Source organism: Pseudomonas sp. LBUM1658 (assembly GCF_059716055.1).
The window spans coordinates 2,431,398-2,455,265 of sequence record NZ_CP166798.1 but is presented as its reverse complement, the minus strand read 5'-3'; the positions used below and the strand labels follow the sequence as shown (position 1 = coordinate 2,455,265).

Below are 23,868 nucleotides of genomic sequence, written 5' to 3'. Positions count from 1 at the left end.
TGAATCTCGCCACACTTGTCACTCCCACTGTCCGATGCCCCGTGATTAGTCTATCTCACGACCATCCACCAGCACGTCGTATCGAGCACTGCACGAACGACGAAGGGAGCGAACCATCATGACCAGACATATGACCGGGACACGTGAAGAATGGCTGGCAGCACGGCTCGAGCTGCTCGAAGCGGAAAAGGCGTTGACACGGCGCAGCGACGAGCTGGCGCGGCAACGTCAGGCGCTGCCATGGGTTCGGGTCGACAAGACCTACCGATTCGACACCGATGAAGGCAGTGCCTCGCTGGCAGACCTGTTCAGAGGGCGCTCGCAGCTGCTCGTCTACCACTTCATGTTCGGCCCCGACTACACCGCCGGGTGTCCGTCCTGCTCGGCGATCGCGGACGGGTTCGACGGCTTCAAGGGCTGATCTGAAATATTCTGCGTTGGTGCGGCCGCCATCGCGAGCAAGCTCGCTTCCACATTTGATTTGGGTACATCCGCGGGAGACAGGTTGGCTGTCAGGCCGCATCGCGAGCAAGCCCGCTCCCACAGGATTTGTGTTCTGGATCACTATCCCGTGAACGACACAAAACCTGTGGGAGCGTGGCTTGCCCCAATGCCGCACAGTTAGGAATTTTCAGATGAACATCACACCTGTGGCGAGGGAGCAAGCTCGCGCTGGGGCGCGAAGCGGCCCTAAAATCTGCAAAACCGTTGTGTCAGGCACACCGTGGTGTCAGGTTCTACGACTGCTTCGCAGCCGAGCGGGAGCAAGCTCCCTCGCCACAGGTTCTATGTTCGGCGTATGGGGCTTGCCCGCGATGAGGCCCTCACAAACAACTCCTTCTACTTGCATCACTGTTCGTGCGCCCCCCCGGCGGCCGTCCAAACTCCTCGAACAATTCAAATAGGTTGCCTTGACCTCTCGCTGACACGCCCCCCTGTAGGAACTGCCGAAGGTTTCCTTACACCGGAGAGATCGTGGCAAGGGCACCAATCAAGATGGTTAACACCAGAAATCCACCCAGGAAAATTGCCATCTTAGCCATTTGGCCTCCTAAATTTAAATTTGCGGTACAACAGATGCTGCGAAATGAGGTGGACTTCATTGATCGTCTCGGACGCCGCCCAAGTGGTCGGGTCGCAGAGTCATTGTAGGGCGGTGGCCGGGTTCGCTACAGACGCAGATAGCAAAGGAAAATACAGATCAGTGTTACGGGCCAGCCTGTTTGCCCGGCCTTCCACATCGTCCGCTTACAGCATCCCCCGCTGCCCAAAACGCAAAACCCACCCATAAAAAAGCCCGCTGACCGTCACCGGTTCAGCGGGCTTTTTACTGCTTATCCAAGCGATCCAGACGCCTCACCATTACTGGCGAGGCATCTTTTACAGAGCTATATCACTCGCAGCATTCTCTTTTTGCGCCTTAGGCTTCTCAGTCGCAGGAGCAGCAGGAGCAGCCATCTGACCAATCACCGGCGGCGTATCCAGTTGCAGAACTTTAGCGGTATACGCCCACTCCTGAGCCACACGCTCCGGACTGCCATTCAGCTGAGTGCCGTAGCTCGGCACGATCTGGTGCAGCTTCGCCTGCCAGGCAGGGCTGGCAACCTTGTCCTTGAAGACCTTTTCAAGCACCGTCAGCATGATCGGAGCCGCGGTGGACGCGCCTGGCGATGCACCCAGCAGGCCGGCGATGCTGCCGTCCTGGGAGGTGACGACTTCGGTGCCCAGCTTCAGGACGCCGCCCTTCTCTTCGTCGCGCTTGATGACCTGCACGCGCTGGCCTGCTTGCCACAGGCGCCAGTCTTCAGCCTTGGCATTCGGGAAGTACTCTTTCAGAGCGTTCAGGCGGTCTTCATCCGAGAGCATCAGCTGGCCGGCCAGGTATTCAACCAGTGGGTACTGCTCGATGCCCACTTTGGTCATCGGCCAGGCGTTGTGCAGCGTGGTGCTGGTCAGCAGGTCGAAGTAAGAACCTTGTTTCAGGAACTTGGTGGAGAAGGTCGCGAACGGACCAAACAGAATCACGCGCTTGCCATCCAGCACGCGGGTGTCCAGGTGCGGAACCGACATCGGCGGAGCGCCGACCGACGCCTTGCCGTAGGCCTTGGCCAGATGCTGCTGGGCGATAGTCGGATTCTCGGTCACCAGGAACGAACCGCCGACAGGGAAACCGGCATATTCCTTGGCTTCAGGAATGCCCGACTTCTGCAGCAGATGCAGAGCACCACCGCCCGCGCCGATGAACAGGAACTTGGCGTCGGTTTCGGTTTCCGTGCCGTCTTTCAAGTTCTTGTAGCTGACGCGCCAGGAGCCATCTTCATTGCGCGTGATGTCTTGCACTTCGCTCGACAGCTTCAGAGAGAACTTCGGCGTGGTTTGCAGATGCGCAACGAACTGGCGGGTAATCTCGCCAAAGTTCACATCGGTACCGAGCGGAGTCCAGGTAGCCGCGACCTTTTGAGCCGGGTCACGCCCTTCCATCATCAGCGGAACCCATTTCTTGATCTGTACCGGATCTTCCGAGTACTGCATACCGGCGAACAGCGGGCTCGCCTGCAGGGCTTCGTAGCGCTTCTTCAAGAACTTGATGTTGTCATCGCCCCACACAAAGCTCATGTGCGGTGTGGAGTTGATGAACGAACGCGGGTTCTTCAGAACACCGCTCTGAACCTGCCAGGCCCAGAATTGACGGGAGATCTGGAAGGCTTCGTTGATCTCGATGGCTTTCGGGATCTCGACCTTGCCGTTCTTGTCTTCCGGTGTGTAGTTCAACTCCGCCAGGGCGGAATGGCCGGTGCCGGCATTGTTCCAGCCGTTGGAGCTTTCTTCGGCGACGCCATCGAGGCGCTCAACCATTTCCATCGACCAATCGGGTTCCAGCTCGTTAAGCCAAACGCCCAGGGTCGAACTCATGATGCCGCCACCGATAAGCAGCACATCCACTTTCTTTGTCTCGGCCGCGTACGCGGAGGTGATCCCGATCGACAAAGCCAGCCCTAGCAAGGCCGTGTTCACTTTTCTAAACATTTGTAGCACCTATGATAAAACGCCATCCGCCCCCCCATCCTCATTCATCGGGCCCCTGATTCACGGCACGCAGGCACATGCCGTGGGTTCCCGCATTCATAAGGACTGGAGGGTGAGCACACAAGGCCGACATGACACTATCGACCTCACTTTTATGTCCTTCCTGCGCTGACTTCTTATTCATATTGGCTTCAGCTACTTGAGTGACATTATTTCTGTTGGTACATGGTTGGACGCAGGAATGAATCGGTCCGACCAGGTTGGCCGACGGTGAAGCTCAGGTCTCATTGCCTGATGACTTGCTAATCCTCGAAGGACTTCGGCAACCGACAACTATTTGTTGGCGCATATAATATCACGCCCCCGCTATACCCGCCCCGCCATCCAGGGCTCGACTTCCAGCAAGCGCGCCTGCTGATCATTGATCGCCCAGGCGCTCCAGCACAAAAGCCTTGGCGTTGCGCGTCATCTGGTCGAGATGCCGGTCACGCTGCTTCTCTGCATCGAGCATCGCTCTCTTCCCGTGCTTTTGCAGAAGATAGGTATGAATCTGCCGCACCTCGAGGGAGCTGTAGATCGGTGCGACATCCAGCAGCCCCATCAAGCCGTCAGTACCGTGATCACGGGTATTCATCAGCACCTGAGTACCGCGCACGCCCACCACCTGAAACCCCATGGATTCGAACCAGGGGACCTTGGCAACGGAGCACGTCAGCTCGGCATGTGGGTATCGGCCAACCATCGCCTCCAGCATCGCGCGCGCCACCCCTCGGCGCCGATGGCTGGCGTGCACCGCCATATAGGCTACGCCGCACGCTTCGGGATCGTCCTTGACCGGCAGATACAGCAAAAAGCCGATGACCTTTGAAGGGTCCTCATCGTCCGACGCGACGAGCAATTCCACCGGAATCCCTTTAGACCCGCCGAGCGCCTCCAGGTAGAGATGAACCTCATAGCCGATAGCATATTGATACACGTTGTACAGAAGGTTGCTCGGCGCGATCGCCACCATGCTGATGTCGGTTAAATAGTCGACGACCATCTGCAGAATCTGACTGTTGATGTGCTCGGGGCACTGGGTTTCAAAGTGGCTGATCTGGGGCATCGAATTCCTGACTCCGGGTTTGAGGCTTGCCCGTGACTTGGAAAGTTCGCCCAGGGCCGGGCCATCATACCGCGCCGTCTAACAGTTGATTCCATTAGTAATTGGAATGGTGTGCTTAGAGCCAGGCGACTGAAGCGCTCGGGAGTAAAAAAATGTAGCGACTTGAAGTTCGACTTCAATAGCTTAGGGAATGAAATGCAGAGCAATCATCGTTTGTACCCATACTCGATGATGCTCAGAATTCCTGCCAGAAAGTGAGCACCCTCTTCACACCGCACCATTCGACTCAGGAGATAACAATGAATAAAGCCATTTCTCGTCGTAGCGGAGGTCAAATTTTGGTGGATGCCTTACGCATCCATGGCGTCAAAAGAGCTTTCTGTGTTCCGGGAGAAAGCTACCTCGCGGTTCTCGACGCATTGCATGACGTGCAGGAGGAAATCGATCTGGTCGTATGCCGCCAGGAAGGTGGTGCGGCCTATATGGCTGAAGCCTACGGCAAGCTCACTGGAGAGCCAGGCATCTGTTTTGTCACCCGAGGCCCGGGGGCAACAAACGCCTCTGTTGGCGTTCACACGGCGTTCCAGGACTCCACGCCGATGATCCTGTTCATTGGCCAGGTCGCTCGCGATCAACAGTATCGCGAAGCCTTTCAGGAAATTGATTTCCGCCAGATGTTTGGCCCCTTGGCGAAATGGGTCGTCCAGATAGACGACACCAGCCGAATTCCCGAATTGATAAGCCAGGCGTTCCACCGAGCGGTGAATGGCAGGCCAGGGCCGGTAGTGGTCGCACTGCCAGAAGACATGCTGACCGAAATGGCGGAAGTCAGTGATGCCGGCCCGTTCAAACGCGTCTTGATGACTCCCGCCGCCGAGCAAATGGCCGCCATGCAGCAACTGCTTGAGCGATCAGAGCGTCCATTGATGGTGCTGGGTGGCAGCGGCTGGGATAGCGAGTCAGTCCATGACATTCGGCTTTTTGCTGAACAGCAAGATATCCCGGTTGCAGCTTCCTTTCGCTGCCAGGACCTGTTCGACAATCGACACCCCAACTATGCGGGAGATCTTGGATTCGCCGCTTCCGCGCAGTTGTCATCCGCGGTGAAAGACGCTGACCTGCTCCTGGTAGTGGGCTCGCGAATGGGAGAGGTTTCGACAGGTGGATACGCTGCTTTGGATATCCCGGTACCCAAGCAAACCTTGATTCACATTCACCAAGGTATTGAGGAACTGGGGCGGGTATATCAACCTGCGTTAGCTATAAACAGCAGCATGTCGAGCTTTGCTAATTCAGCAGCAAAAATTCCTGCAGCGACCACCCAAAGAAAGAGCGAGTGGACGCGCACGCTGAACAAAAACTATCAGCAGAACCTGCAGCGGTCACCCTCCCCTGGCCCTGTCCAACTGGCCGAAATTATCGAGTGGTTGAATCGTAGACTTCCAGACGATGCGATCCTGACGAATGGTGCTGGAAACTATGCCGTTTGGCTTCAACGTTTCTACCAGTTCCGGCAATACCGCACCCAGCTAGGCCCCACCAACGGTTCCATGGGCTACGGCGTTCCTGCTGCTGTGGCCGCCAAATTGACGTGCCCGGATCGAGTGGTGGTTTCGTTCTCAGGGGATGGCTGCTTCTTGATGAATGGCCAGGAGATAGCGACTGCAGCGCAATATGGGGCCAATGTGATTTTCGTTGTGATCAACAATGGGATGTACGGAACAATCAGAATGCATCAGGAACGCAACTACCCTGGGCGCGTTTCAGGAACCGAACTGCTCAACCCGGATTTCGCAGCCCTAGCAAAAGCCTATGGACTCCATGGCGAGGTAGTGACGACGACGTCCGGGTTTGAACCCGCTTTTGAACGTTGCCTTGAAATGTCCCGGCCGTCTCTGATTGAAGTCAGAGTCGATCCTGAAGCATTGACGCCGCGACTGAGCCTGACCCAGATCAGAGAACAATCAAGCAAAAAATAAACGGGTACCCATTTCCCTCCCTGATGGGCGCCTGATTTACGACTTGTCCGGGCAGTCGGCTGTTACAAGCCCGGATGATCGGTGCTGGTGAAATTCGCTCACCGGTTTTCACTCTCATCTCGCCACATCTTCCATCCGAGGCAAATGAGCCAAACCCCACCCGCCAAAATCACCAAGCCGGTGGGGGTGGGGCCAGATCGCGTGCTTGAGCATCAAGGTGAGAATGAAAAAGGACGCCCCAATCAACAAAACCACCAATGCCTCACCGATCTGTAGTGGTGATTTGCGAAAAATTGAGTTGAGCCCGAAACCGACGCTGACGAGGATCAGTAATTGCAGTAGATAGCGGATAAAAGTCATTCGAGGTGATCCGCTTGGTCAGGAAAGGAATGGCTTGATCGCTCGCTGCGAAAAACGCCAACGCAAACCATCGTGGATGGGTAAGGCGAGCGATTGATTCCGCCGAAATCGCTACTTCCTGGCAGAGGTGTTCGCCAGGTAATTCGCCATTGCCGTCAATCGGCGTCGGGTGGCACGTTCGAACAACCAGGCAGCCAATCCATTGAAGCAACTACCCAGCCAGCGCGGCCGCAAGCGCAGGCTGAAGGTGTACACAAGCTCCGAACAGCCAGCATCGGTATCCCGGTGATGCATCGACGCCGCCCACCATTCAAAGGGACCGGCAGGCTCGACGATTACCGCGGCAGCCAGCGTTCCTGGCACGTAGTTGACGAACCGTGTACGCATCGAAATCAGACGAGCCAGACCACGTCCCGGGTTTGTGCTTATTGCGCCGATAAAGGGATGGGTGTGACCACCCTCTATGGCCGCATGGCGTAGCAACGTATCCCAACGCCGGCGTATGTCATGGTTATGAAATGCTTCGAACGCCTGAGCGGCTGATGCTGGCATGGCCATGTGGATGCGACGTCGAGGCAAAGGGAACTCCGCTGCTGCGCAGGCTTAAAGTGCGATCGTAACAGGCATGGCCGGTTCTTGAACTACAGGGCCGGCTGATAACCAAACATCGACTTCAATTCCAGATACTCCTCCAGCCCGTGTACGCCCCACTCGCGGCCGTTGCCCGACTGTTTGTAGCCGCCGAAGGGGGCGCCGTTGTCGGCCTTGCTGCCATTGAGATGGACCATGCCGGTGCGCAAACGCCGCGCCACGGCCCGCGCTCGCTGCAGAGAGCCTGCTGTGACATAACCCGACAGGCCGTAAGGGCTGTCATTGGCGATAGCGACGGCCTCGTCCTCGGTGTCGTATGGGATGATGACCAGTACCGGCCCGAACACCTCTTCCCGGGCGATTGGCATGTCCGACCGAACATTGGCGAACACAGTCGGTTTAACGTAATAGCCCTGCGTCACACCGTCGGGACGTCCGACGCCGCCACACACTGGCTGCGCTCCTTGGATCATGGCGTCGCCAATCAATGCCTGGACCCGTTCGAACTGCGCCAGATTGGCCAGTGGCCCCATGGCGCTGGACGGGTTGCTGTCGTCGAAACAGATTTCAGCGGCCACCGCTTCGGCAATCTCGATGGCCCGCTCTTGCAGCGCCCGCGGGATCAACAACCGGGTCGGCGCGTTACAGGATTGTCCGCCGTTGCGAAAACAGCTGCTGACGCCATGGCGCACGGCCATTTCGATATCGGCATCGGCATCGGCCAGGATCAGGTTGGCTGACTTGCCGCCCAGCTCCTGCGACACCCGCTTGACCGTGTCCGCCGCCGCTTTGGCCACGGCAATGCCTGCTCCCGTGGAGCCGGTGAACGAGACCATATCGATGTCCGGATGCCGGGCTATGCCATCACCGATAGTCGGGCCATCGCCATTGACCAGATTGAATACGCCCTTGGGCACCCCGGCGTCATGAAGAATCTCGGCCAGCAGCATGGCCGACAGCGGCGCCTTCTCGCTGGGCTTGAGCACCATGGTACAACCCGCCGCCAGCGCCGGAGCGAGTTTGCAGGTCAGCTGGTTGAGTGGCCAGTTCCAGGGGGTGATCAGGCCGCAGACGCCAATCGGCTCGCGGCTGATCAGGGTGCTGCCGTGCTGCCGGTCGAAGTCATAACTGCGCAGCACATCGAAAGCCCGTTGCAGATGCCCAAGACCCGCCGGAACATGGGCACTGCGAGCCAGTGACAGCGGCGCGCCCATCTCCCGGTGCACCAACTCGACCAAGGCCTCGCTGTGTTGCCGATAACCCTCGATGATGGCTGCCAGCAGGTCCAGGCGCTGTTCCCGCGACCATTGCCCATAGAGCGTGAATGCACGCTTTGCCGCAGCTACCGCCCGGTCGAGGTCGGCGCGGGTGCCCAGGCTGATGGCGCCAATGGAGCGCTCGGTTGAGGGGTCGATCACCGGCAGGGTTTCGCCGCCCAAGGGTTTGACCCACTCGCCGTCGATGTAGAAGTCCAGGTAATTCATCAGGCCTCCTCAGGCGATCTGGTCGAGGACGCGGTGCAGGGTGTCGAAAATCAGGGCTATCTGTTCTTCGCTGATGATCAGCGGCGGCGACAGCACGATGTTCTCGCCCGATGCGCGCACCAGCAGGCCGGCGTCGAAACAGCGCTGAGCGGCCTCGGTGGCGCGAGCCCCCGGTGCACGGTCACGCGGCTTGAGCTCTACCGCGCACAGCAAGCCGATGGCCCGAACGTCCAGCACCAACCCCTGCTCGCGTAGCGCGAGTGCCGCGTTCTGCCATACCGGGGCAATGTGTTGAACGTGAGCGTTGATACCCAGCTCCTCATGCACCGCCAGGGTCGCCAGGCCCGCCGCGCACGCCAGCGGATGTGCCGAATAGGTATAGCCGTGCATCAACTCGATGGCTTGCTCGGGGCCATTCATGAACGCTTCGTACACCGAACCACTGACCAGTACGGCGCCCATGGGCACCGCCCCATTGGTCAGGCCCTTGGCCAGGGTCATCAGGTCCGGAGTAACGCCGAAAACCTGAGCGGCGAACGAGGCGCCGAGACGACCGAAGCCGGTAATCACTTCGTCGAAAATCAGCAGCACGCCATGGCGGTCGCAAACCTCCCGCAGTTTCTGCAAGTAACCCAAGGGCGGCGCATACACACCTCCAGAACCGGTCACAGGTTCGACAATCACCGCCGCCACCGTCGCCGGATCGTGGACCTCAAACAGTTGCAGCAGCGCATCCGCATAATCGGCGCCCTGTTCCGGCTGGCCGGCACTGAACCGCAGGCTGGCGTCATAAGGCAGCGGCAGGTGCGCAACGTCTCCGAGCAGTGGCCCGAAGTCGCGTTTCTGTCGACCTATACCCGACACCGACAGCCCACCGAAGCCCATGCCGTGATACCCCTTGGCGCGGCCGATCAGCTTGGTACGACGACTGTCACCACGGGCCTGGTGGTAGGCGCGGGCGATCTTCAAGGCAGTATCTACCGCCTCGGAACCGGAGTTGGTGAAGAATACTTTATCCAGCCCGGCCGGGGCTCTCGCCACCAGTTGGTCGGCCATGGTCAGCGCGGCCGGGTGGCTCATCTTGAATGAGGAGACGAAGTCCAGTCGGCCCGCCGCTTCGCGAATCGCTTCAACAATCCGCTCCTGGCCATGGCCGGCGTTGACGCACCAGAGCCCGGCCATGGCGTCAAGCACCCGGCGGCCATCGGTGGTGGTGTAATGCATGCCCTCGGCGCTCTCGAACAGCATCGGCTGGCGATTGAATTGGCGCATCGGGGTAAAGGGCGCCCACAGCGCCGAAGTCGAGGTCTGGTTCATCAACTGTGCTCCGTAAATGTAATGAGGGGGTCAGATCCGGGTGCCGATCAGCGTTGGGCGCTGCATTGATCCGGCATTGGTGTTGACGCCCCGATCGAACAGCAAACGACCCTCTTCCAGGCGACAACTGACGTGATCGCCGAAGGCGGTTTCGACAAAGCGCCAGTCCATCCGCAACTCGCCCGCAGCAAACCAGCAGCCCTGAGCGATGACCGGGGTTTGCTCCGGTTGATATTGGTGGTGCAAGTAGTTGCCGGTGATGCTGGTGAGGGATTCGATGGGCTGCTGGAAACCGACACGCAGGTTATGGGCGCCACGGTGGTCGACCAGGCTGAAGTCGCAGTAGTCGCCGCGAAAGTCGAAACCCAGTTCGCGAACACCGTCCTCGTTTGGCTCGATGGCGAAACGACCTTGCAGCGCTGCGGCGTGCGGCGATTCGCTCAGACCCTGCAGAGTGGGCAGGCGCAGGCCATCAATCAGCACGTCGAGTTGCACCTGGCTGGCCTGCGGATCTGTTGACTCACGCCCCAGCGCCGGGAACAAATACTCCCAAAGAGCCGTGTGCAAACGCCGCTCGCCCAGGCGAAGACCGCAGGTGAACGCGATCACGGTGTCTTGCTCCGGCAGGACGATGCAATACTGGCCAAAGACGCCAGAGGCGTAGTAGCCGCCGTGCTTGGTCATCCACCACTGATAGCCGTACCCTTCACGTTGCGCCTCGGCGGCACCGTCGTTGTTGCGCGGCAAGTATTGTTTGCCGTCAAATTCACCCATCCAGACGTCTTCGACCTGATTGCGGGTGGCCTCGCAAATCCATTGTGGCGAAAGCAGTTGGCGACCCTGCCACTGACCCTGATTCAGATGCATCACACCAAACTTCAATGAGTCTTCAGTGGTGCAGCTCAGGCCGTTGCCGCCGGAATTGAAACCACCTGGCGCCAGGTCCCACTCCAGTTTGTCCAGGCCCAGGAAATCCAGAACCCGCTCCTGCAGCAAGGCATGCAGGGTTTGCCCGGTGACGCGGGTGACAATGGCCGACAGCATGAAGCTTGAGGCGCTGCTATAGATGAACGACTTGCCCGGCGGTTCGTCCACCGGCTCTTGCAGAAAGGCTTCGACCCAGCTGCTTTTCAGGGTGCGCCAGTCACCGCCGGAAATGCCGCGTTGGTGGCCGGTGCGCATGGTCAGCAGGTCTTCCACTGTCATGGCCGCGAGGTTCGCGCTGACTTCTACAGGGCACAGTTCGGGGAAAAAGCTGACCACTTTGTCGTCGAGTTTCAAGCGTCCATCGTCGACCAGCAAACCGACGGCTGTGGCGGTCCAGCTCTTGGTCGCCGAATGCTGCACGTGCATGCGCCGGGCGGAATACGGCCGCCAGAACGCTTCTGCCACCACCGCGCCCTGGCGATAGAGCATAAAGCTGTGCAGCTCGAGTCCGGCGCTGGAGACCGCCGAGAGAAAATCAACGATGCCGCGGGCGTCGACGCCCCGTTCATGGGGCAAGGCTCTGGGCAGGGGTACATAGGTCATAGCGGGTCATCCTCAAAAATTGCCGTCTGATGCCCTGGCAATGTTTTTATATTTCGAATAATACATACAAGGATTTAACAGTCACTGCATAAATGTATTTGAACAGCCTATAATTCAGTTTCCGGCCACATCGAAGCTTTCCGGACTTTTCGGGTATCCTTCCCTCCTCTGTCACAGGAACGACAACGCACCATGGCTCAACTCACCTCGCTGCAGACCAAAGTCGCCGGCCAGATCCTTTCCGCCATTCAGTCCGGCGACCTGCAACCCGGTACCCACCTCAAGGAAGTCGAACTGACCCAGCGCCTGGGCGTGTCCCGTTCGCCGATCCGCAGCGCCCTCTCCTATCTGGCTGAACAACAGCTGATCGAGCCGTTGCCCCAACAGGGCTTTCGCGTACCGCTGCAAACCTCCAGCGGCCTGGCGGAGCAGTTCAGTGAACTGCACAACGAGGAAGACCAGCTTTACACCCGGCTGATCGACGACCGGCTGAACCAGGTCTTGCCCGACCAGCTCTCCGAAAGCGATCTGTTGCGCCGCTACGGCGTTGGTAAAAGCGTGTTGCGTCGTTGCCTGCTGCGGCTCTCCGATGAGGGCGTGATGCAGCGCAAGCATGGGCATGGCTGGCTGTTCCTGCCGACCCTGAGCAGCCCCCAGACCCGTTTCGAGAGCTATCGCTTTCGCATGCTGCTCGAGCCTGCCGGGCTGCTGGAGCCGACCTTCAAGATTAACCCCGAGCAGTTTCGTCGCTGCCGTCAGCGCCAGCTCGAACTGCTCGAAGGCCAGGTCGACGGCCAGCAGTTTTTCGAAAGCAACGCCGAGTTCCATGAGCTGCTTGCGACGGCTTCCGGCAATACCTACATCCTCCAGGCGATCCAGCAGCAGAACCGCCTGCGCCGCCTGACCGAGTTCCACTCGGCAAGCAACGTCGAGCGGGTCAAGGTGTCCTGCCGGGAACACCTGGCGATCCTTGATGCGCTGGAGCAAGGTGATAACGAATGGGCTTCGACCCTGCTCCACCGGCATCTGGAAGTGGCCAGCAAAATGGGGGTTGCGCGCAACAAGGCCTGAGGCGGATGGCGGTTGACCGCCCCACAACCGTAAATTCATTACCAGAGCGCCACGGTGTAACCGAGGATCACCCGGTTTTCGTTGGTATCGCGCAGGTAGTTGGCCTTGCTCAGACCATTGCGCCAGCGCAGCGAAACACCCTTGAGCGCCCCGGACTGGAACACGTAGCCCAGATCGATATCGCGCTCCCACTCACGTCCCTCGCCGGCAAAACCCAGCACCTGGGCCTGATCACCCTTGGCCCAGCGGGTCGAGAACGTCAGCCCGGGAACTCCCAGGGCCGCGAAGTCGAAGTCGTAGCGGGCATGCCACACCCGCTCATTGGTCTGGGAGAAGTTGCTCAGCTGGTACTCCGAGAACAGATAGGTGTTGGTGCCGTCCACGTAGGTGAAGGGGGTATCGCCGAACTGTTCCTGGTAGCCGCCGCCCAAGCTGTGGCCCTTGTAGCTGTAGGCAATGCGCGTACTCAGCGCGCGGTTGTCGACCTTGCCCGCCAGCCCCGCTCCGGCCTTGTCGGCGTCGAAGTAACGGATATCGGTTTTCAGTGTGCCGCCGCCCAGGGCAAAACTGTTTTTCAAGCCCACATAGTGTTGCTGGTAGATGTCTTCCAGCTGAGCGAAGTGGTAGCTCAGGATCAGGTCCGGGGTGAGCTTGTAATCGCCGCCCATGAAGCGAAACTGGTCGCTTTTGGCGGAGCTTTTGTAGGCGCCGCTTTGACTGGTCAGCCCCATCTCTTCGTAGTCGGTCGATTCACGCTGCTTGGTTCGATCAATCTGCCCACCGGTCAACGCCAGGCCGGTGATATCCCCGGAGGTCAGTTGGGTACCGCGGAAACTTTGCGGGAATAGTCGGCTGGTGTTGGGTTGCAAAGTCGGCAGGTCCGGCAGCAGGTAGCCGCTGCGCAACTCGCTCTTGGCAATCCGCATTTTCCCGGTCACGCCCAGCTTGGAGTATTCGTCGTGGGCGCGTTTGACGTAACTCGGTTGGCCCGGCTCGGCCTCGTTATCACGCGATAGCAGGCCGGAGCCCGAGCGGTCGGGACTGGAGTCGAGTTTCAGGCCAAGCATACCGACCGCGTCAACGCCAAAACCGACAGTGCCTTCGGTGAAACCCGACTTCAGATTGAGGATGAAACCCTGGGCCCATTCCTCACGCTTGGATTGCCCGGCGTCTTCACGGTAGTCACGATTGAAGTAGTAGTTCTTCAGTTCCAGATCAGCCTTGCTGTCCTTGATGAAGTCGGCCTGGGCCGGGGCGCACAGAAGGCCGCCGCCCATCAGGCTGACGCCCTTCAAGATCAGGTTCAGGTTGTTGTTATGCATTCATTTGGCTCCTGGCAGTCGTGATGAGTGAGTAGGTCTTATTGTTTTTTTCGGACATGACTTCTCCCTTCGCGCCAGTTTTGAGGCTGGCGCGCGGGGTGCGATCAGGGTGTTAAATCAAAAACTGGCGGGTCGTATCCGGTAACCGCCGTCGACCAGTTTTTCCAATGGACTGGCGGCCGCGAGCAATTGCCGTGTGTAAGGGTGCTGCGGATGGTCGAAGATCTGCTCGCGCCCTCCCACTTCCACCACTTCGCCCTGGTGCATCACTGCCACCCGGTGAGCGATTCGCTCCACTGCAGCAAGGTCATGGGAGATGAACAGGCAGGCAAAGCCGTACTGCGCCTGCAAGCGCTCGAACAGTTCGAGAATCTGCTTCTGGATGGTCATGTCCAGGGCGGAGATCGGCTCGTCGGCGATCACCAGTTGTGGATGGCGCACCAGGGCACGGCCGATGGCCACGCGCTGGCGCTGGCCACCGGACAGCTGATGGGGGAAACGGTCGGCGAACTGCTCGGCCAGACCGACATCCCGCAGGGTCTGCGCTACCCGCTCGCGACGCTGGGCTGCATTCAGGCCCGGCTCGTGGCGCAACGGCTCAGCCAGAATCTCGCCGATTTTCATCCGTGGGTTAAGCGACGAATAGGGGTCCTGAAAGATCATCTGGCATTGCAACCTATGGGTACGGTTGGCCGCCTTGAGGATGTCCACTCCCTTGAAGCGGATCGTTCCGGCACAGGGTTTGACCAGGCCCACCAGCGAGCGGCCGAGGGTGGTCTTGCCCGAGCCACTGCCGCCCACCAGCGCCAGGGTTTCCCCCGATGCAATCGCCAGGCTGGCCGAGTGCACGACTCGCTTGTACTGGCGTTTGCCCCAGAACGAAGTCGGCCCGGGATGCTCGATACAGACCTGAACGACCTCCACCAGTGGCCCGTTGCTGGCGGGCAGCGGTGCCAGTTCACCGCGCCGCGGCAACGCCTCGAGCAACTGGCGGGTGTACTCGGCCTTGGGCGCCAGCAGGATGTCTTCGATCGTGCCCTGCTCCACCGACTGGCCATGACGCATCACCACTACCTTATGGGCATAACGCGCCACCAGCGACAGATCATGGCTGATGAACAGGATCGCTGTGCCCTGCTCCCGGGTCAGCTCGAGCATCAGCTCGATCACATCCAGTTGCGCCAGACAGTCCAGCGCGGTCGTCGGCTCGTCGGCAATCAACAGCGCCGGACGCAGGAGCATCACCGAGGCCAGCATGATCCGCTGGCGCATGCCGCCGGAGAACTGATGCGGGTAGGCTTCCAGACAGCGCTCGGCATCCTTGATGCCAATGCGTTGCAGCATCGTCACGCAGCGCTCGCGGATCTGCCCGGCATCGAGATCGGTGTGCAGTTCAAGCGCTTCGCTCATCTGCTGACCAATCTTCAAGGCCGGATTGAGCGAAACCATCGGTTCCTGGAACACCATGCCGATACTCGCACCACGAATGGCCCGCAACTCGGCGGTATTCAGACTCGCGAGATCGCGCCCCTGAAAATTCAGGCGTCCGCCACAGACCTGCATCGGTAACGGCAGCAAGCCGATAGCCGCACGCGCTGCCATAGTCTTGCCGCTGCCCGACTCGCCGACCAAGGCCACGATCTCGCCCGCAGCCACGCTGAAGCTCAGGTCGTCAACCGCCAGCGGCCCATGCTCACCCACTCGAATTTTCAGGTTTTCCACGCTCAGCAAAACAGTGTGGGCTGACATGTTCATTTCCTCATCCGGGGGTCGAGACGATCACGCAGTGCATCGCCGAACAGATTGATTGCCAACAGCGCCAGGCAGATGAACAGCCCCGGGAAGATCCCGAGCCAGCTGGCGGAGGCGATGTAAGGCCGGCTACTGGCAAGCATGTTGCCCCAGGTCGCCGCTGGCGGTGGCACACCCAGACCAAGGAAGCTCAGGGCACTTTCCGACAGCAGCGCCCAACCGAACATACTGGTGGCCAAGACACAGAGCGGAGCCATGCAGTTGGGGGCGATATGCCGCAGCATGGTGTACAGCTCGGAGTTGCCGATTACCCGCGACGCTTCGATGAACTCCAGCTCGCGCAGGGACAGCACGCTGCCGCGAACCACTCGCACCACCGACGGCGTGTAGGCGATGCCCAGCGCCAGGACGATCCCGTACTTGCTGGCGCCGATGATCGCCATGATGCCCAGGGCCATGAGAATCCCCGGAAACGCCAGCAATGCATCGTTGAACATCATCAACAGACGATCGGTCCAGCCGCGCAGATAGCCGGCGAGCATGCCGATCAGGGTCCCGGCAATGACCGCGACACTGACCGCCAGCAAGCTGATCCACAGGCTGGTGCGGGCGCCAATCAACAGCCGGCTGAACACATCGCGACCGAACTCATCGGTACCCAGCCAATGGTTGGCCGAAGGCGCCTGCAAACGTGACAACAGGTCGATACGCAGCGGATCGAAAGGCGTCCAGACCAGACCCAGCAACGCCAGGACAATCAGCATCAGCAACAGACCGCCACCAATCAGCGCGTTGGCCGGCGGCCATGGACGTGGCCGTTTGCCTGGCGTGCTTGCGGCACCGGCGACCGGTGCGACGGGAAAATTCGAACTCATAACTTCACCCTTGGATCGAACAGTGGGTAGAGCAGATCCACGCAAAGGTTGACCAGCACATAGATGAAGGTGATCAGCAGCAGACAGCCCTGCAGCACCGGGTAGTCGCGGGCAAAGATCGCGTCCACCATCAACCGGCCGATGCCAGGCAGGGTGAATACGGTTTCCAGCACTGCAATCCCCCCCAGCAGATTGCCAAGGATCAGCCCGACCAGGGTCCAGGTCGGCGCGAAAGCGTTAGGCAAGGCATGCCGCCACAGCACCGCACGCTCGGACAAACCTTTGGCACGGGCATGGGCGATGTACTCCAGACGCAACACTTCAATGGTGCTGGCCCGGGCCATGCGAGTGATCGCGCCCAGTTCCACGAGGGTCAGAGTGACAATCGGCAGCACCAGGTAGCTCATGGCTTGCCAAGGGGCCTCGGCGAAACTCACATAACCCACCACTGGCAGCCAGCCGAGCTTGATGCCAAACGCGTGGAGCAGCAGCAAGCCGAGCCAGAAGCTGGGAATCGACAGCAGCAACGTGGCCGACGTCACCAACCCCAGGTCCAGGGCGCTGTTCTGTTTCCAGGCGGCGATCAGTCCGACTGGCACTGCGATCAGCGTGGCCAGCAATACCGCCACCAGCACGATGGTCGCGCTGACGCTGAAACGCTCCAGAATCAGCGGCAACACCGCCTGTTTGGTGCTGATGGAGAACCCCAGGTCGCCACTGAGGACCGCCTTGAACCAGATCAGGAACTGGGTCACCAACGTGTGATCCAGCCCCAGGGTCCGACGCATGTCGGCCAGGCTCTGCGGGTCGGCCATATCGCCGAGCATCAGCAGTGCCGGGTCACCGGGGATCAGCCGAATCAAGGCGAACACCATCAGCGAAATCAGTAACAGGGTCGGTATCGCCATCCCGAGTTTTTGCAGGATAAAACGCAACATGATCAGACTCCGCCTTACTGGGTCGCGAGGCTGACGCCCCACAGTCGCGGCTTGGCCACCGGCCAGGAGTGATAGCCACGGATGCTGTCGCGCAGCGCACCGATGATGGTGCCGTTGTAGATGATCACCATGGGGGTGTCGTGGATCATCATCCGGTGCAGTTGGTCGAACAGCTCCTGGCGTTTGCCGGTGTCGCTCTGGCGTACCGCATCACGCAGCAGCGCCTGGGCTTGAGGGTTGTCCCAGACTTTGCGCGGCTCCTTGCTCTTGTCACCCATCAGCGAGTCAAAGCCCAGCGCCGGGTCCAGCCGCGACGAATAGGAGAACGCCATCATCTGGTAGTTACCGCTCTGGTAACGCTCCAGCTGAGTGCCCCACTCCAGGGTTTCCATCTCGATATTCAAGCCACTGCCCTGAGCCATGGCCTGGCTCAACACGCCCATGTCGAACATCTGCTGATAGCGCTTGTTGACGATCATCTTGATCGGCTGGCCGCGATAACCGGCTTCCTTCAACAGGCGCTGGGACTCTCCCGGATCATAGCTGTAACCCTGCTTCGCCGTGGCGCCGTAGAAGGCGCTGGTTTGCGGAACCGCCGAGTTGTTCGGCTCGGACAGCCCATTGGACAAGGCGATGACCATTTGTCCGTAGTCCAGCGAATGGGCAATGGCCTGACGAATGCGCACATCCTTGAGCAACGGATCGTTGGTCTGGAACAGCAGGCCGCAGATCGCCATGATCGGGCTGACCGAGACCTGAATCCCCGGTAGCGCCTTGAGTTCCTGGGCATCGCTGGCCGTCACGTCCGGCAACAGGTCGATGTTGTTCGATAACAAGGCGGCCTTGGCCGACGACGCATCGGGAATGATCATGAAGCGCAATGCATCGACCAGTGCCTGCTTCTTGCCGGTGAAGCCATCCGGCCCGGCCTCGTCACGGGCGCTGTAATCCTTGAAACGTGCCAGCTCCACGGACTGTCCCGGCTTCCACTCGGCGAGAGCGAAAGGCCCGGTACCGATCGGTGCCTTCCAGCGACCGTCCGCCGCGACCGAATCCGGGTGCAGGATGCCGCCGCCCCCACAATCCGGGCGGGCCATGGACGCCAGGAACAGCCCGCTGGACTGATCGAGACGGAACACCACGGTGAGCGGGTCCGGGGTGGAAATGCTGGTGATTTTCGCGCCGCCACGGCCATCGAACTCTGCCAGACAGCGCCACTGGGTCTGCGGATTCAGGTAATGCTCCCAGGTCCACTTGACGTCGGCGGCGCGAAGCAGAGCGCCGTTATGAAAGCGCACTCCCTCACGCAGCTTAAAGATATAGGTCAGACCGTCTTCGGAAACCTGAACCTCCCTGGCCAGCAGCGGACCTACGGAGGCGTCCTCGCGATGAGCCACCAGGCCCTCGACCATATGCAGCATCACGGTATCGGTGTTTTCATCACGGTTGACGCCAGGCTCGGTGCTGCGGATGTCGGCATTCAGACCGACTCGCAACGTGGTGTCGGCCTGGGCCTGCTGACAGGCAGCACCGAGGGCGACCACGCTGAGCGCTTGCAGAGTGACGCAGAGAGATCTGTTCAGTAGGCGATGCACGGGAGAGGTTCTCCTTCGCTGAAAAGTCCGGCCTGGGGCAGAGCCGGCTTCAAGGCTGTGTTTATGTCGTTTTTGTTATGGCCTGACCTTGATCAGCGCCCTGTGCGACTTTGTATTTTTAAATTCGCAGGGACATATTCACAGCATGATGACCGCTTGTAAATGTTTTTTTGATCATTTAAAAACATTGAGATCTGTTTCGGATGTACGGCCGAGCCGGATTCAGCCTCTATTCAACAGCCTGTCTTATCCGCTTACCCCAACACTCCGACCAACTGGCCCGGCGTCATCTTCGTCACCATGATCATCACAATCACAAACATCCCGAAAAACCCGAAAACCCCCATCCAGAACCATTTCCTGTAAACGGACCTGTACCCATCATCGAGCCCCTCCCCTGTCTCTACCGCACTCAGCGCCATCAAGTGCAGGCGCTTTTGCAGCAGCAACACCGGCAGCCAAAGCGAACCCACGCAAAGGAAAATAATCAGCGACGTCAGAACCCATTCGGTGGTCAGGGGAAGTCCGGCAAGCCTCGCCAGCAGGTAGCCTGTCGCGATCTGAATAAAGCCTGCCGGCGTGGTGATCCAGGTGTCGAACCGCACGACCATTCTGGCCACGTGCACGATCACTTGAGGGTTGGCCGTGCGGCTGGCGGCGATCAAGTAGAGGTAGGAGCCCATGCCGAATCCAAACAGGAAAATGGCGGCGATGACATGGATGTACTTCAGGCTCAGATAGAGCATGGTCAGCTCTGCTCGTCAGAGAAGTGCACGGACCAATGCAGATTCGCCGGGTCGTTGATTGCGGCCATATATTCATCAAGGGTTATTACGCCCACGCAGGCTCGAGCGCCGGGTTCGGGCAAGTACCCCTGGACGATTTTTGCGATCAGGGCAACGGCGGCGCAGCTCGGGATTTCCGGGCCCTTGTCGTTCATGGCCGTCAGTTGCACCCTCATGGACAACGGCTTTCCCGCAACCCCGATGCCCTGAACGTCGATGTACATCGCGCTGTTGCCATCGCCGAATCGTTCGAACCAGCTCCCCCACCGATGCAACCTGGCAGCCCATGGGGCATAGTCGCGAACCAGGCCCATTCTCAGAGCCTGGGCAAGCAGGTAGTTGGCCACACCGCCGAGCTTCAGGCCCGATCCAGCCTTGAAACCCAGGGTTTTAGCGCCATAACGGCTGGCGAAGATATCGATGTCCGGCACGTCGACGTTAGCCAGGACTCGAATGCCCAGAGAGTGCATCTTGCGCAGCGTCAGGCCCTGCCAGCCCAGAACCTCGTGCACCTGGCCATTCTTGAGTTGCTTGATCGGTTTCCCTGCGTAGGCGAGCACGCCTTCGACGGTCGATAGCCCCGGCATCCTGGCCGAAGAGGAAATGCCATGTTCAATCGAGTCGATGCGTTTAAAGCGATACCGGTGCTGATCGATTATTGCTGCCGATAGCGTCGGCACCGAACTGCAACCGCTGAGGATGGCCACTCCCGCCTGTTTTGCTCGGGCGTCGAGCGCGCCAATGCCGGTTACAAAGGTGCGGCAGTCGGACAGGTCACAGTAGCTGACGCCCGCATCGATGCAGCCCTCGGCGACTGCATAGGATTGTCCCTGAAACGGGCCACCGGTATGGATCACCAATTGGATACCCAGCGCACCCAGAGCGGACTTGAACTCAGCGCCCATGGCATCGCCGCACCAGCTTTCACAGACTGTGCCCGACCGGGCCTTTAATTCATCGACTTTGCGCAACAACTTGTGTGGGTCGCGCCCCGCGATCACCAGCGTTACGCCTGGCATCACGACTAAATGCCTGCAGACGATGCTGCCGAAGTTTCCGTAGCCGCCGACTACCATCACCTTGAGCGTCATTCAACTCTTCCCTGGACCATTCGTTCATGCGATCAACTCGCCCGAGATGGGGTGGGGAGCTTCTCTGATAACGGATGGCCAGGCAAGCGAGTCAGAGGCTTGTGCTGATTTCCTGTGCGGCACTGACCAGTCAATTGAACATTCAGGTCTAGAATTGAGTAGGCGCTGGTGTTACAGCGTCCAACAGTCCACATCAGAGGTTTCGCCATGAGTACCCTGACGATCGAAGGCTGGTGCAAAGCCAGCGGCCAGCAAAAGTCCACCCCAGTGGGCGAGATCCATTTTTACGTCGATGGCGACGTCCATCTGCGTCTGGAGCAGGCCGAAGAATACCTGGAAAAGACCCACGACTCTGAAGTCATGGTCGATGTCGATATGAATACGCTGGACTTGAAACTTCCAGAGGGATACGGCCCCCTGTCCGACTGCCAGTTTCGTGTCTATTTGCACGAAGAGCGCGGCCACTTCCATTTGGTTGGGCATCGAGAGAGTGATGGCAGCTTGATCTATACCAACGCGGTTCTGGTTGCTCAGTTAAGTTAGCCGTTACTCAATCCAGGTGCACGGACGCGCCAGTAGACGAAAAGTGCTGTTGGCCCGCGCGCGTCAAACACATTGGCATGAAGGTCTTTTTCGGGTCGATTTCGGTCAGGCGTGACAGGCAGGAAACGGCCCGGAAAAACGCATTCAGTGGCGATAACCACCGAGAGAGGATTTCTTGCTGCTCCGAGCGCTCGTAGAGCGCCCGCTGCCTGGCCCACATGCTACGGAGTGCTATACTTCTCTCGGATTGCATGAAGTGTGCAACGTTCCCAACGGGTACAGATACCGACTGAAAATCTCAGTTAACTGCTGCAGGACATAGGAGGTCTACAGCAAACACGAGATGGGAGGTGTGGCATGAATCGGCACTATTACATCAGTGACAATCTCGACGATCTTGAAACCGTAGAAAATGAATTGGAAGCCAACGGCATCGATTCCGAACAAATTCATGTGCTCAGTGAAGAAGTTGCTGATGTGGAAGAACATCACCTCCACGAGGTCAACTCGTTAATGAAACAAGATGCTGTTCACTCTGGCGAGATTGGTGCGGTGATCGGTGTGCCACTTGCGGCGCTGGTCCTTGGCGGCGCCTGGTGGATGGGTTGGACCGAATCCGCCGCAGGCTGGGTGCCTTTTATCTTCCTTGCCATTGTTATATTGGGCTTCTGCATCTGGGAAGGCGGTTTTTTTGGGTTCCAGGTGCCGAACACTCACTTCCGCAGTTTTAAACAGGTGGTAGATGAGGGCAAACATATCTTCTTCGTGGATGTCGAGCCGAATCAGGAATCGGTATTGGACCGGGTAATCGAACATCATCCAATGCTGAAGATCGCCGGCACGGGAGCGGCAGCCCCCCACTGGACAGTAGCCTGGCAGCACAGATGGCATCAGTTCAAGCGAGTGATATCGGGTTAGTCCCTGGAGGCTTAAGGAAACTCTGAAAAAGACTTCCATCTCTGGTGAAATACCCATCTCACACGAATCGAACGGTTGAGCCCCGATGAAACAGATGTCCTTCGCCGATGCCGAGTATGCCGGTAAACGTAAGCAGACCCGCCGCGAGCGCTTCCTGATCGAGATGGATCAAGTCGTGCCCTGGAAGGGTTTGATTGCCTTGATCGAACCGCATTATCCGAAGGGTGAAGGTGGTCGTCCGGCGTATCCGTTGCTGGCCATGTTGCGGGTTCATCTGATGCAGAACTGGTTCGGCTACAGCGATCCGGCGATGGAAGAATCGCTGTATGAAACGACGATCCTGCGCCAGTTTGCAGGGCTGCATCTGGATCGAATTCCTGACGAAACCACGATTCTCAACTTCCGCCGCTTGCTGGAGAAACATGAGCTGGCGGGTGGGATTTTGCAGGTTATCAACGGTTATCTGGGTGACCGTGGATTGATGTTGCGTCACGGAACGATCGTGGATGCGACGATCATTCATGCACCCAGCTCAACCAAGAATAAAGACAAGAAACGCGACCCCGAGATGCATCAGACCAAGAAAGGAAATCAGTACTATTTTGGAATGAAATCCCACATTGGCGTTGATGCGGATTCGGGCTTGGTTCATAGCGTTGTCGGTACTCCCGCCAACGTGGCGGACGTGACACAAGTGGATCAATTGCTTCACGGAGAAGAAGTTCACGTCTGTGGCGATGCCGGTTACACCGGGGTGCAGAAACGCCCAGAACATCAGGATCGCAAGATGATTTGGTCGATTTCTGCCCGGCCCAGTTCGTACAAAGAGCATGGCAAAGACACGGTGATCGGTAGCGTGCTACGCGGGATTGAGTATGCGAAAGCGCAAGTCAGAGCCAAGGTTGAGCATCCGTTTCGAGTGATCAAGCGCCAGTTTGGCTATACGAAAGTGCGCTTTCGTGGTCTGGCGAAAAACATCGCTCAGCAGACGACGTTGTTCGCCTTGTCGAACCTGTGGATGGTGCGAAAACGATTGTTGAATGCAGGAGAGGTGCGCCTGTAATGCGGGCTAATCGCCCTGAAACAGCGCGATTAGAGGAAAAATCATGAATTAAAGAGTGGAAAGGTCCGATTTTCGACCGAATCAGCGTTTTTTGAACCTCTCACAGAGAGGGCATCAAAAATCGGTGGGTACTTCAGACCTTCCTTAAGGCCATCCGGCCATCCGGAAGTTGCTTATTGGCCGAAGAAAACTACCCGACTGAGGAAAACATAGTCCGCCTCGGAGACCATCAGTCCGACGAGCACCAGTAAACACAAAGGTGGCATCAATATGGCATAGACCAAGGCCAACCGTTCCCAGGCCATATGCATGAAGATGGAGATAATCAAACCTGCCTTCAACAACATGAAAGTGATAATCAGGGACCACCTGAGGTAGCCCTGGAAGTGAAAATAGTCGACAAGATACGACATCGTGCTGAGGACGAATAACAGCCCCCAGATTTTAAGGTACAAACTAATTGGATGTTGCTGACTCTGAGCATGCGCCATCATCAGTGCTCCTCTTCAGAACCTGTTGCCT

Annotated in this window: 21 protein-coding genes; 6 read left to right on the top strand and 15 right to left on the bottom strand. The window is 58.7% G+C overall.

Features of this window, described 5'->3' with window-relative positions:
* The first annotated feature begins 118 nt into the window (after positions 1–118).
* Positions 119–421 (top strand): DUF899 family protein, encoded by a 303-nt coding sequence (locus ACA064_RS11235; RefSeq protein WP_497673413.1) that lies wholly within the window; start codon positions 119–121, stop codon positions 419–421.
* A 959-nt stretch (positions 422–1,380) separates the two neighbouring features.
* Here the strand turns inward: ACA064_RS11235 and mqo are convergent.
* Together mqo and ACA064_RS11225 are read right to left on the bottom strand one after the other, a co-directional pair.
* Positions 1,381–3,027, bottom strand: a complete 1,647-nt coding sequence (gene mqo, locus ACA064_RS11230; protein WP_497673412.1) for a malate dehydrogenase (quinone) — start codon at positions 3,025–3,027, stop codon at positions 1,381–1,383.
* A gap of 418 nt (positions 3,028–3,445) precedes the next feature.
* The gene (locus ACA064_RS11225) at positions 3,446–4,132 is read right to left on the bottom strand and encodes a GNAT family N-acetyltransferase (protein WP_497673411.1); all 687 of its coding nucleotides are present in this window, start codon (positions 4,130–4,132) and stop codon (positions 3,446–3,448) included.
* Positions 4,133–4,431: 299 nt separating this feature from the next.
* On the opposite strand from ACA064_RS11225, the gene ACA064_RS11220 reads away from it, so the two are divergent.
* Positions 4,432–6,111: a thiamine pyrophosphate-binding protein gene (locus ACA064_RS11220; protein WP_497673410.1), complete on the top strand. Its 1,680-nt coding sequence runs from the start codon at positions 4,432–4,434 to the stop codon at positions 6,109–6,111.
* Positions 6,112–6,225: 114 nt separating this feature from the next.
* On the opposite strand, the gene ACA064_RS11215 is transcribed toward ACA064_RS11220, so the two are convergent.
* The 5 genes from ACA064_RS11215 to ACA064_RS11195 all read right to left on the bottom strand — a co-directional run bounded on the left by ACA064_RS11215 (position 6,226) and on the right by ACA064_RS11195 (position 11,393).
* The gene (locus ACA064_RS11215; protein ID WP_497673409.1) at positions 6,226–6,471 is read right to left on the bottom strand and encodes a hypothetical protein; all 246 of its coding nucleotides are present in this window, start codon (positions 6,469–6,471) and stop codon (positions 6,226–6,228) included.
* A gap of 111 nt (positions 6,472–6,582) precedes the next feature.
* The gene (locus ACA064_RS11210) at positions 6,583–7,050 is read right to left on the bottom strand and encodes an SRPBCC family protein (RefSeq protein WP_497673408.1); all 468 of its coding nucleotides are present in this window, start codon (positions 7,048–7,050) and stop codon (positions 6,583–6,585) included.
* Between the two features lie 62 nt (positions 7,051–7,112).
* Positions 7,113–8,549, bottom strand: a complete 1,437-nt coding sequence (locus ACA064_RS11205) for an aldehyde dehydrogenase family protein (RefSeq protein ID WP_497674223.1) — start codon at positions 8,547–8,549, stop codon at positions 7,113–7,115.
* Between the two features lie 6 nt (positions 8,550–8,555).
* Complete coding sequence (aptA, locus tag ACA064_RS11200; RefSeq protein WP_497673407.1) at positions 8,556–9,863, bottom strand: omega-aminotransferase AptA; 1,308 nt, start codon at positions 9,861–9,863, stop codon at positions 8,556–8,558.
* A 30-nt stretch (positions 9,864–9,893) separates the two neighbouring features.
* Positions 9,894–11,393, bottom strand: coding sequence for a serine hydrolase domain-containing protein (locus ACA064_RS11195; protein WP_497673406.1), 1,500 nt, complete (start codon positions 11,391–11,393; stop codon positions 9,894–9,896).
* A gap of 192 nt (positions 11,394–11,585) precedes the next feature.
* Between ACA064_RS11195 and ACA064_RS11190 the strand changes: the two genes are divergently transcribed.
* Positions 11,586–12,464 (top strand): GntR family transcriptional regulator, encoded by an 879-nt coding sequence (locus tag ACA064_RS11190; protein WP_497673405.1) that lies wholly within the window; start codon positions 11,586–11,588, stop codon positions 12,462–12,464.
* 38 nt (positions 12,465–12,502) lie between these two features.
* Here the strand turns inward: ACA064_RS11190 and ACA064_RS11185 are convergent, their stop codons facing one another.
* The 7 genes from ACA064_RS11185 to ACA064_RS11155 all read right to left on the bottom strand — a co-directional run bounded on the left by ACA064_RS11185 (position 12,503) and on the right by ACA064_RS11155 (position 20,822).
* Positions 12,503–13,786 carry an OprD family porin gene (locus tag ACA064_RS11185; protein ID WP_497673404.1) on the bottom strand — a complete coding sequence of 428 codons (1,284 nt, stop codon included), beginning with the start codon at positions 13,784–13,786 and terminating at the stop codon, positions 12,503–12,505.
* A gap of 117 nt (positions 13,787–13,903) precedes the next feature.
* Positions 13,904–15,535, bottom strand: a complete 1,632-nt coding sequence (locus ACA064_RS11180) for an ABC transporter ATP-binding protein (protein ID WP_497673403.1) — start codon at positions 15,533–15,535, stop codon at positions 13,904–13,906.
* Positions 15,536–15,537: 2 nt separating this feature from the next.
* Positions 15,538–16,413 carry an ABC transporter permease gene (locus tag ACA064_RS11175; protein ID WP_497673402.1) on the bottom strand — a complete coding sequence of 292 codons (876 nt, stop codon included), beginning with the start codon at positions 16,411–16,413 and terminating at the stop codon, positions 15,538–15,540.
* A complete protein-coding gene (locus ACA064_RS11170; RefSeq protein ID WP_497673401.1) occupies positions 16,410–17,351 on the bottom strand; it encodes an ABC transporter permease in 942 nt (313 codons plus the stop codon). Before ACA064_RS11170 ends, ACA064_RS11175 begins: the two co-directional genes overlap by 4 nt.
* 14 nt (positions 17,352–17,365) lie before the next feature.
* Positions 17,366–18,934, bottom strand: coding sequence for an ABC transporter substrate-binding protein (locus ACA064_RS11165; protein WP_497674222.1), 1,569 nt, complete (start codon positions 18,932–18,934; stop codon positions 17,366–17,368).
* Positions 18,935–19,200: 266 nt separating this feature from the next.
* Positions 19,201–19,692, bottom strand: a complete 492-nt coding sequence (locus ACA064_RS11160; RefSeq protein WP_497673400.1) for a DUF2269 family protein — start codon at positions 19,690–19,692, stop codon at positions 19,201–19,203.
* A gap of 2 nt (positions 19,693–19,694) precedes the next feature.
* Entirely contained in the window at positions 19,695–20,822 is a 1,128-nt protein-coding gene (locus tag ACA064_RS11155; RefSeq protein ID WP_497673399.1) for a saccharopine dehydrogenase NADP-binding domain-containing protein, read from the bottom strand.
* A 207-nt stretch (positions 20,823–21,029) separates the two neighbouring features.
* On the opposite strand from ACA064_RS11155, the gene ACA064_RS11150 reads away from it, so the two are divergent.
* The 3 genes from ACA064_RS11150 to ACA064_RS11140 all read left to right on the top strand — a co-directional run bounded on the left by ACA064_RS11150 (position 21,030) and on the right by ACA064_RS11140 (position 23,346).
* Entirely contained in the window at positions 21,030–21,365 is a 336-nt protein-coding gene (locus ACA064_RS11150) for a hypothetical protein (protein WP_497673398.1), read from the top strand.
* 357 nt (positions 21,366–21,722) lie between these two features.
* A complete protein-coding gene (locus ACA064_RS11145; RefSeq protein WP_497673397.1) occupies positions 21,723–22,283 on the top strand; it encodes a magnesium transporter in 561 nt (186 codons plus the stop codon).
* Positions 22,284–22,368: 85 nt separating this feature from the next.
* Positions 22,369–23,346: an IS5 family transposase gene (locus ACA064_RS11140; protein WP_497669155.1), complete on the top strand. Its 978-nt coding sequence runs from the start codon at positions 22,369–22,371 to the stop codon at positions 23,344–23,346.
* 173 nt (positions 23,347–23,519) lie between these two features.
* Here the strand turns inward: ACA064_RS11140 and ACA064_RS11135 are convergent, their stop codons facing one another.
* Positions 23,520–23,837 (bottom strand): cytochrome C oxidase subunit IV family protein, encoded by a 318-nt coding sequence (locus ACA064_RS11135; protein WP_497674221.1) that lies wholly within the window; start codon positions 23,835–23,837, stop codon positions 23,520–23,522.
* Positions 23,838–23,868 lie beyond the last annotated feature (31 nt).

Coding starts and splice junctions, on each gene's coding strand:
- ACA064_RS11145 (WP_497673397.1), top strand. CDS start 21,723: ATGAATCGGCACTATTACATCAGTGACAATCTCGACGATCTTGAAACC.
- ACA064_RS11190 (WP_497673405.1), top strand. CDS start 11,586: ATGGCTCAACTCACCTCGCTGCAGACCAAAGTCGCCGGCCAGATCCTT.
- ACA064_RS11140 (WP_497669155.1), top strand. CDS start 22,369: ATGAAACAGATGTCCTTCGCCGATGCCGAGTATGCCGGTAAACGTAAG.
- ACA064_RS11185 (WP_497673404.1), bottom strand. CDS start 13,786: ATGCATAACAACAACCTGAACCTGATCTTGAAGGGCGTCAGCCTGATG.
- ACA064_RS11215 (WP_497673409.1), bottom strand. CDS start 6,471: ATGACTTTTATCCGCTATCTACTGCAATTACTGATCCTCGTCAGCGTC.
- ACA064_RS11150 (WP_497673398.1), top strand. CDS start 21,030: ATGAGTACCCTGACGATCGAAGGCTGGTGCAAAGCCAGCGGCCAGCAA.
- ACA064_RS11155 (WP_497673399.1), bottom strand. CDS start 20,822: ATGACGCTCAAGGTGATGGTAGTCGGCGGCTACGGAAACTTCGGCAGC.
- ACA064_RS11170 (WP_497673401.1), bottom strand. CDS start 17,351: ATGTTGCGTTTTATCCTGCAAAAACTCGGGATGGCGATACCGACCCTG.
- ACA064_RS11220 (WP_497673410.1), top strand. CDS start 4,432: ATGAATAAAGCCATTTCTCGTCGTAGCGGAGGTCAAATTTTGGTGGAT.
- ACA064_RS11135 (WP_497674221.1), bottom strand. CDS start 23,837: ATGGCGCATGCTCAGAGTCAGCAACATCCAATTAGTTTGTACCTTAAA.
- ACA064_RS11235 (WP_497673413.1), top strand. CDS start 119: ATGACCAGACATATGACCGGGACACGTGAAGAATGGCTGGCAGCACGG.
- ACA064_RS11225 (WP_497673411.1), bottom strand. CDS start 4,132: ATGCCCCAGATCAGCCACTTTGAAACCCAGTGCCCCGAGCACATCAAC.
- ACA064_RS11175 (WP_497673402.1), bottom strand. CDS start 16,413: ATGAGTTCGAATTTTCCCGTCGCACCGGTCGCCGGTGCCGCAAGCACG.
- ACA064_RS11160 (WP_497673400.1), bottom strand. CDS start 19,692: ATGCTCTATCTGAGCCTGAAGTACATCCATGTCATCGCCGCCATTTTC.
- aptA (WP_497673407.1), bottom strand. CDS start 9,863: ATGAACCAGACCTCGACTTCGGCGCTGTGGGCGCCCTTTACCCCGATG.
- mqo (WP_497673412.1), bottom strand. CDS start 3,027: ATGTTTAGAAAAGTGAACACGGCCTTGCTAGGGCTGGCTTTGTCGATC.
- ACA064_RS11195 (WP_497673406.1), bottom strand. CDS start 11,393: ATGACCTATGTACCCCTGCCCAGAGCCTTGCCCCATGAACGGGGCGTC.
- ACA064_RS11180 (WP_497673403.1), bottom strand. CDS start 15,535: ATGTCAGCCCACACTGTTTTGCTGAGCGTGGAAAACCTGAAAATTCGA.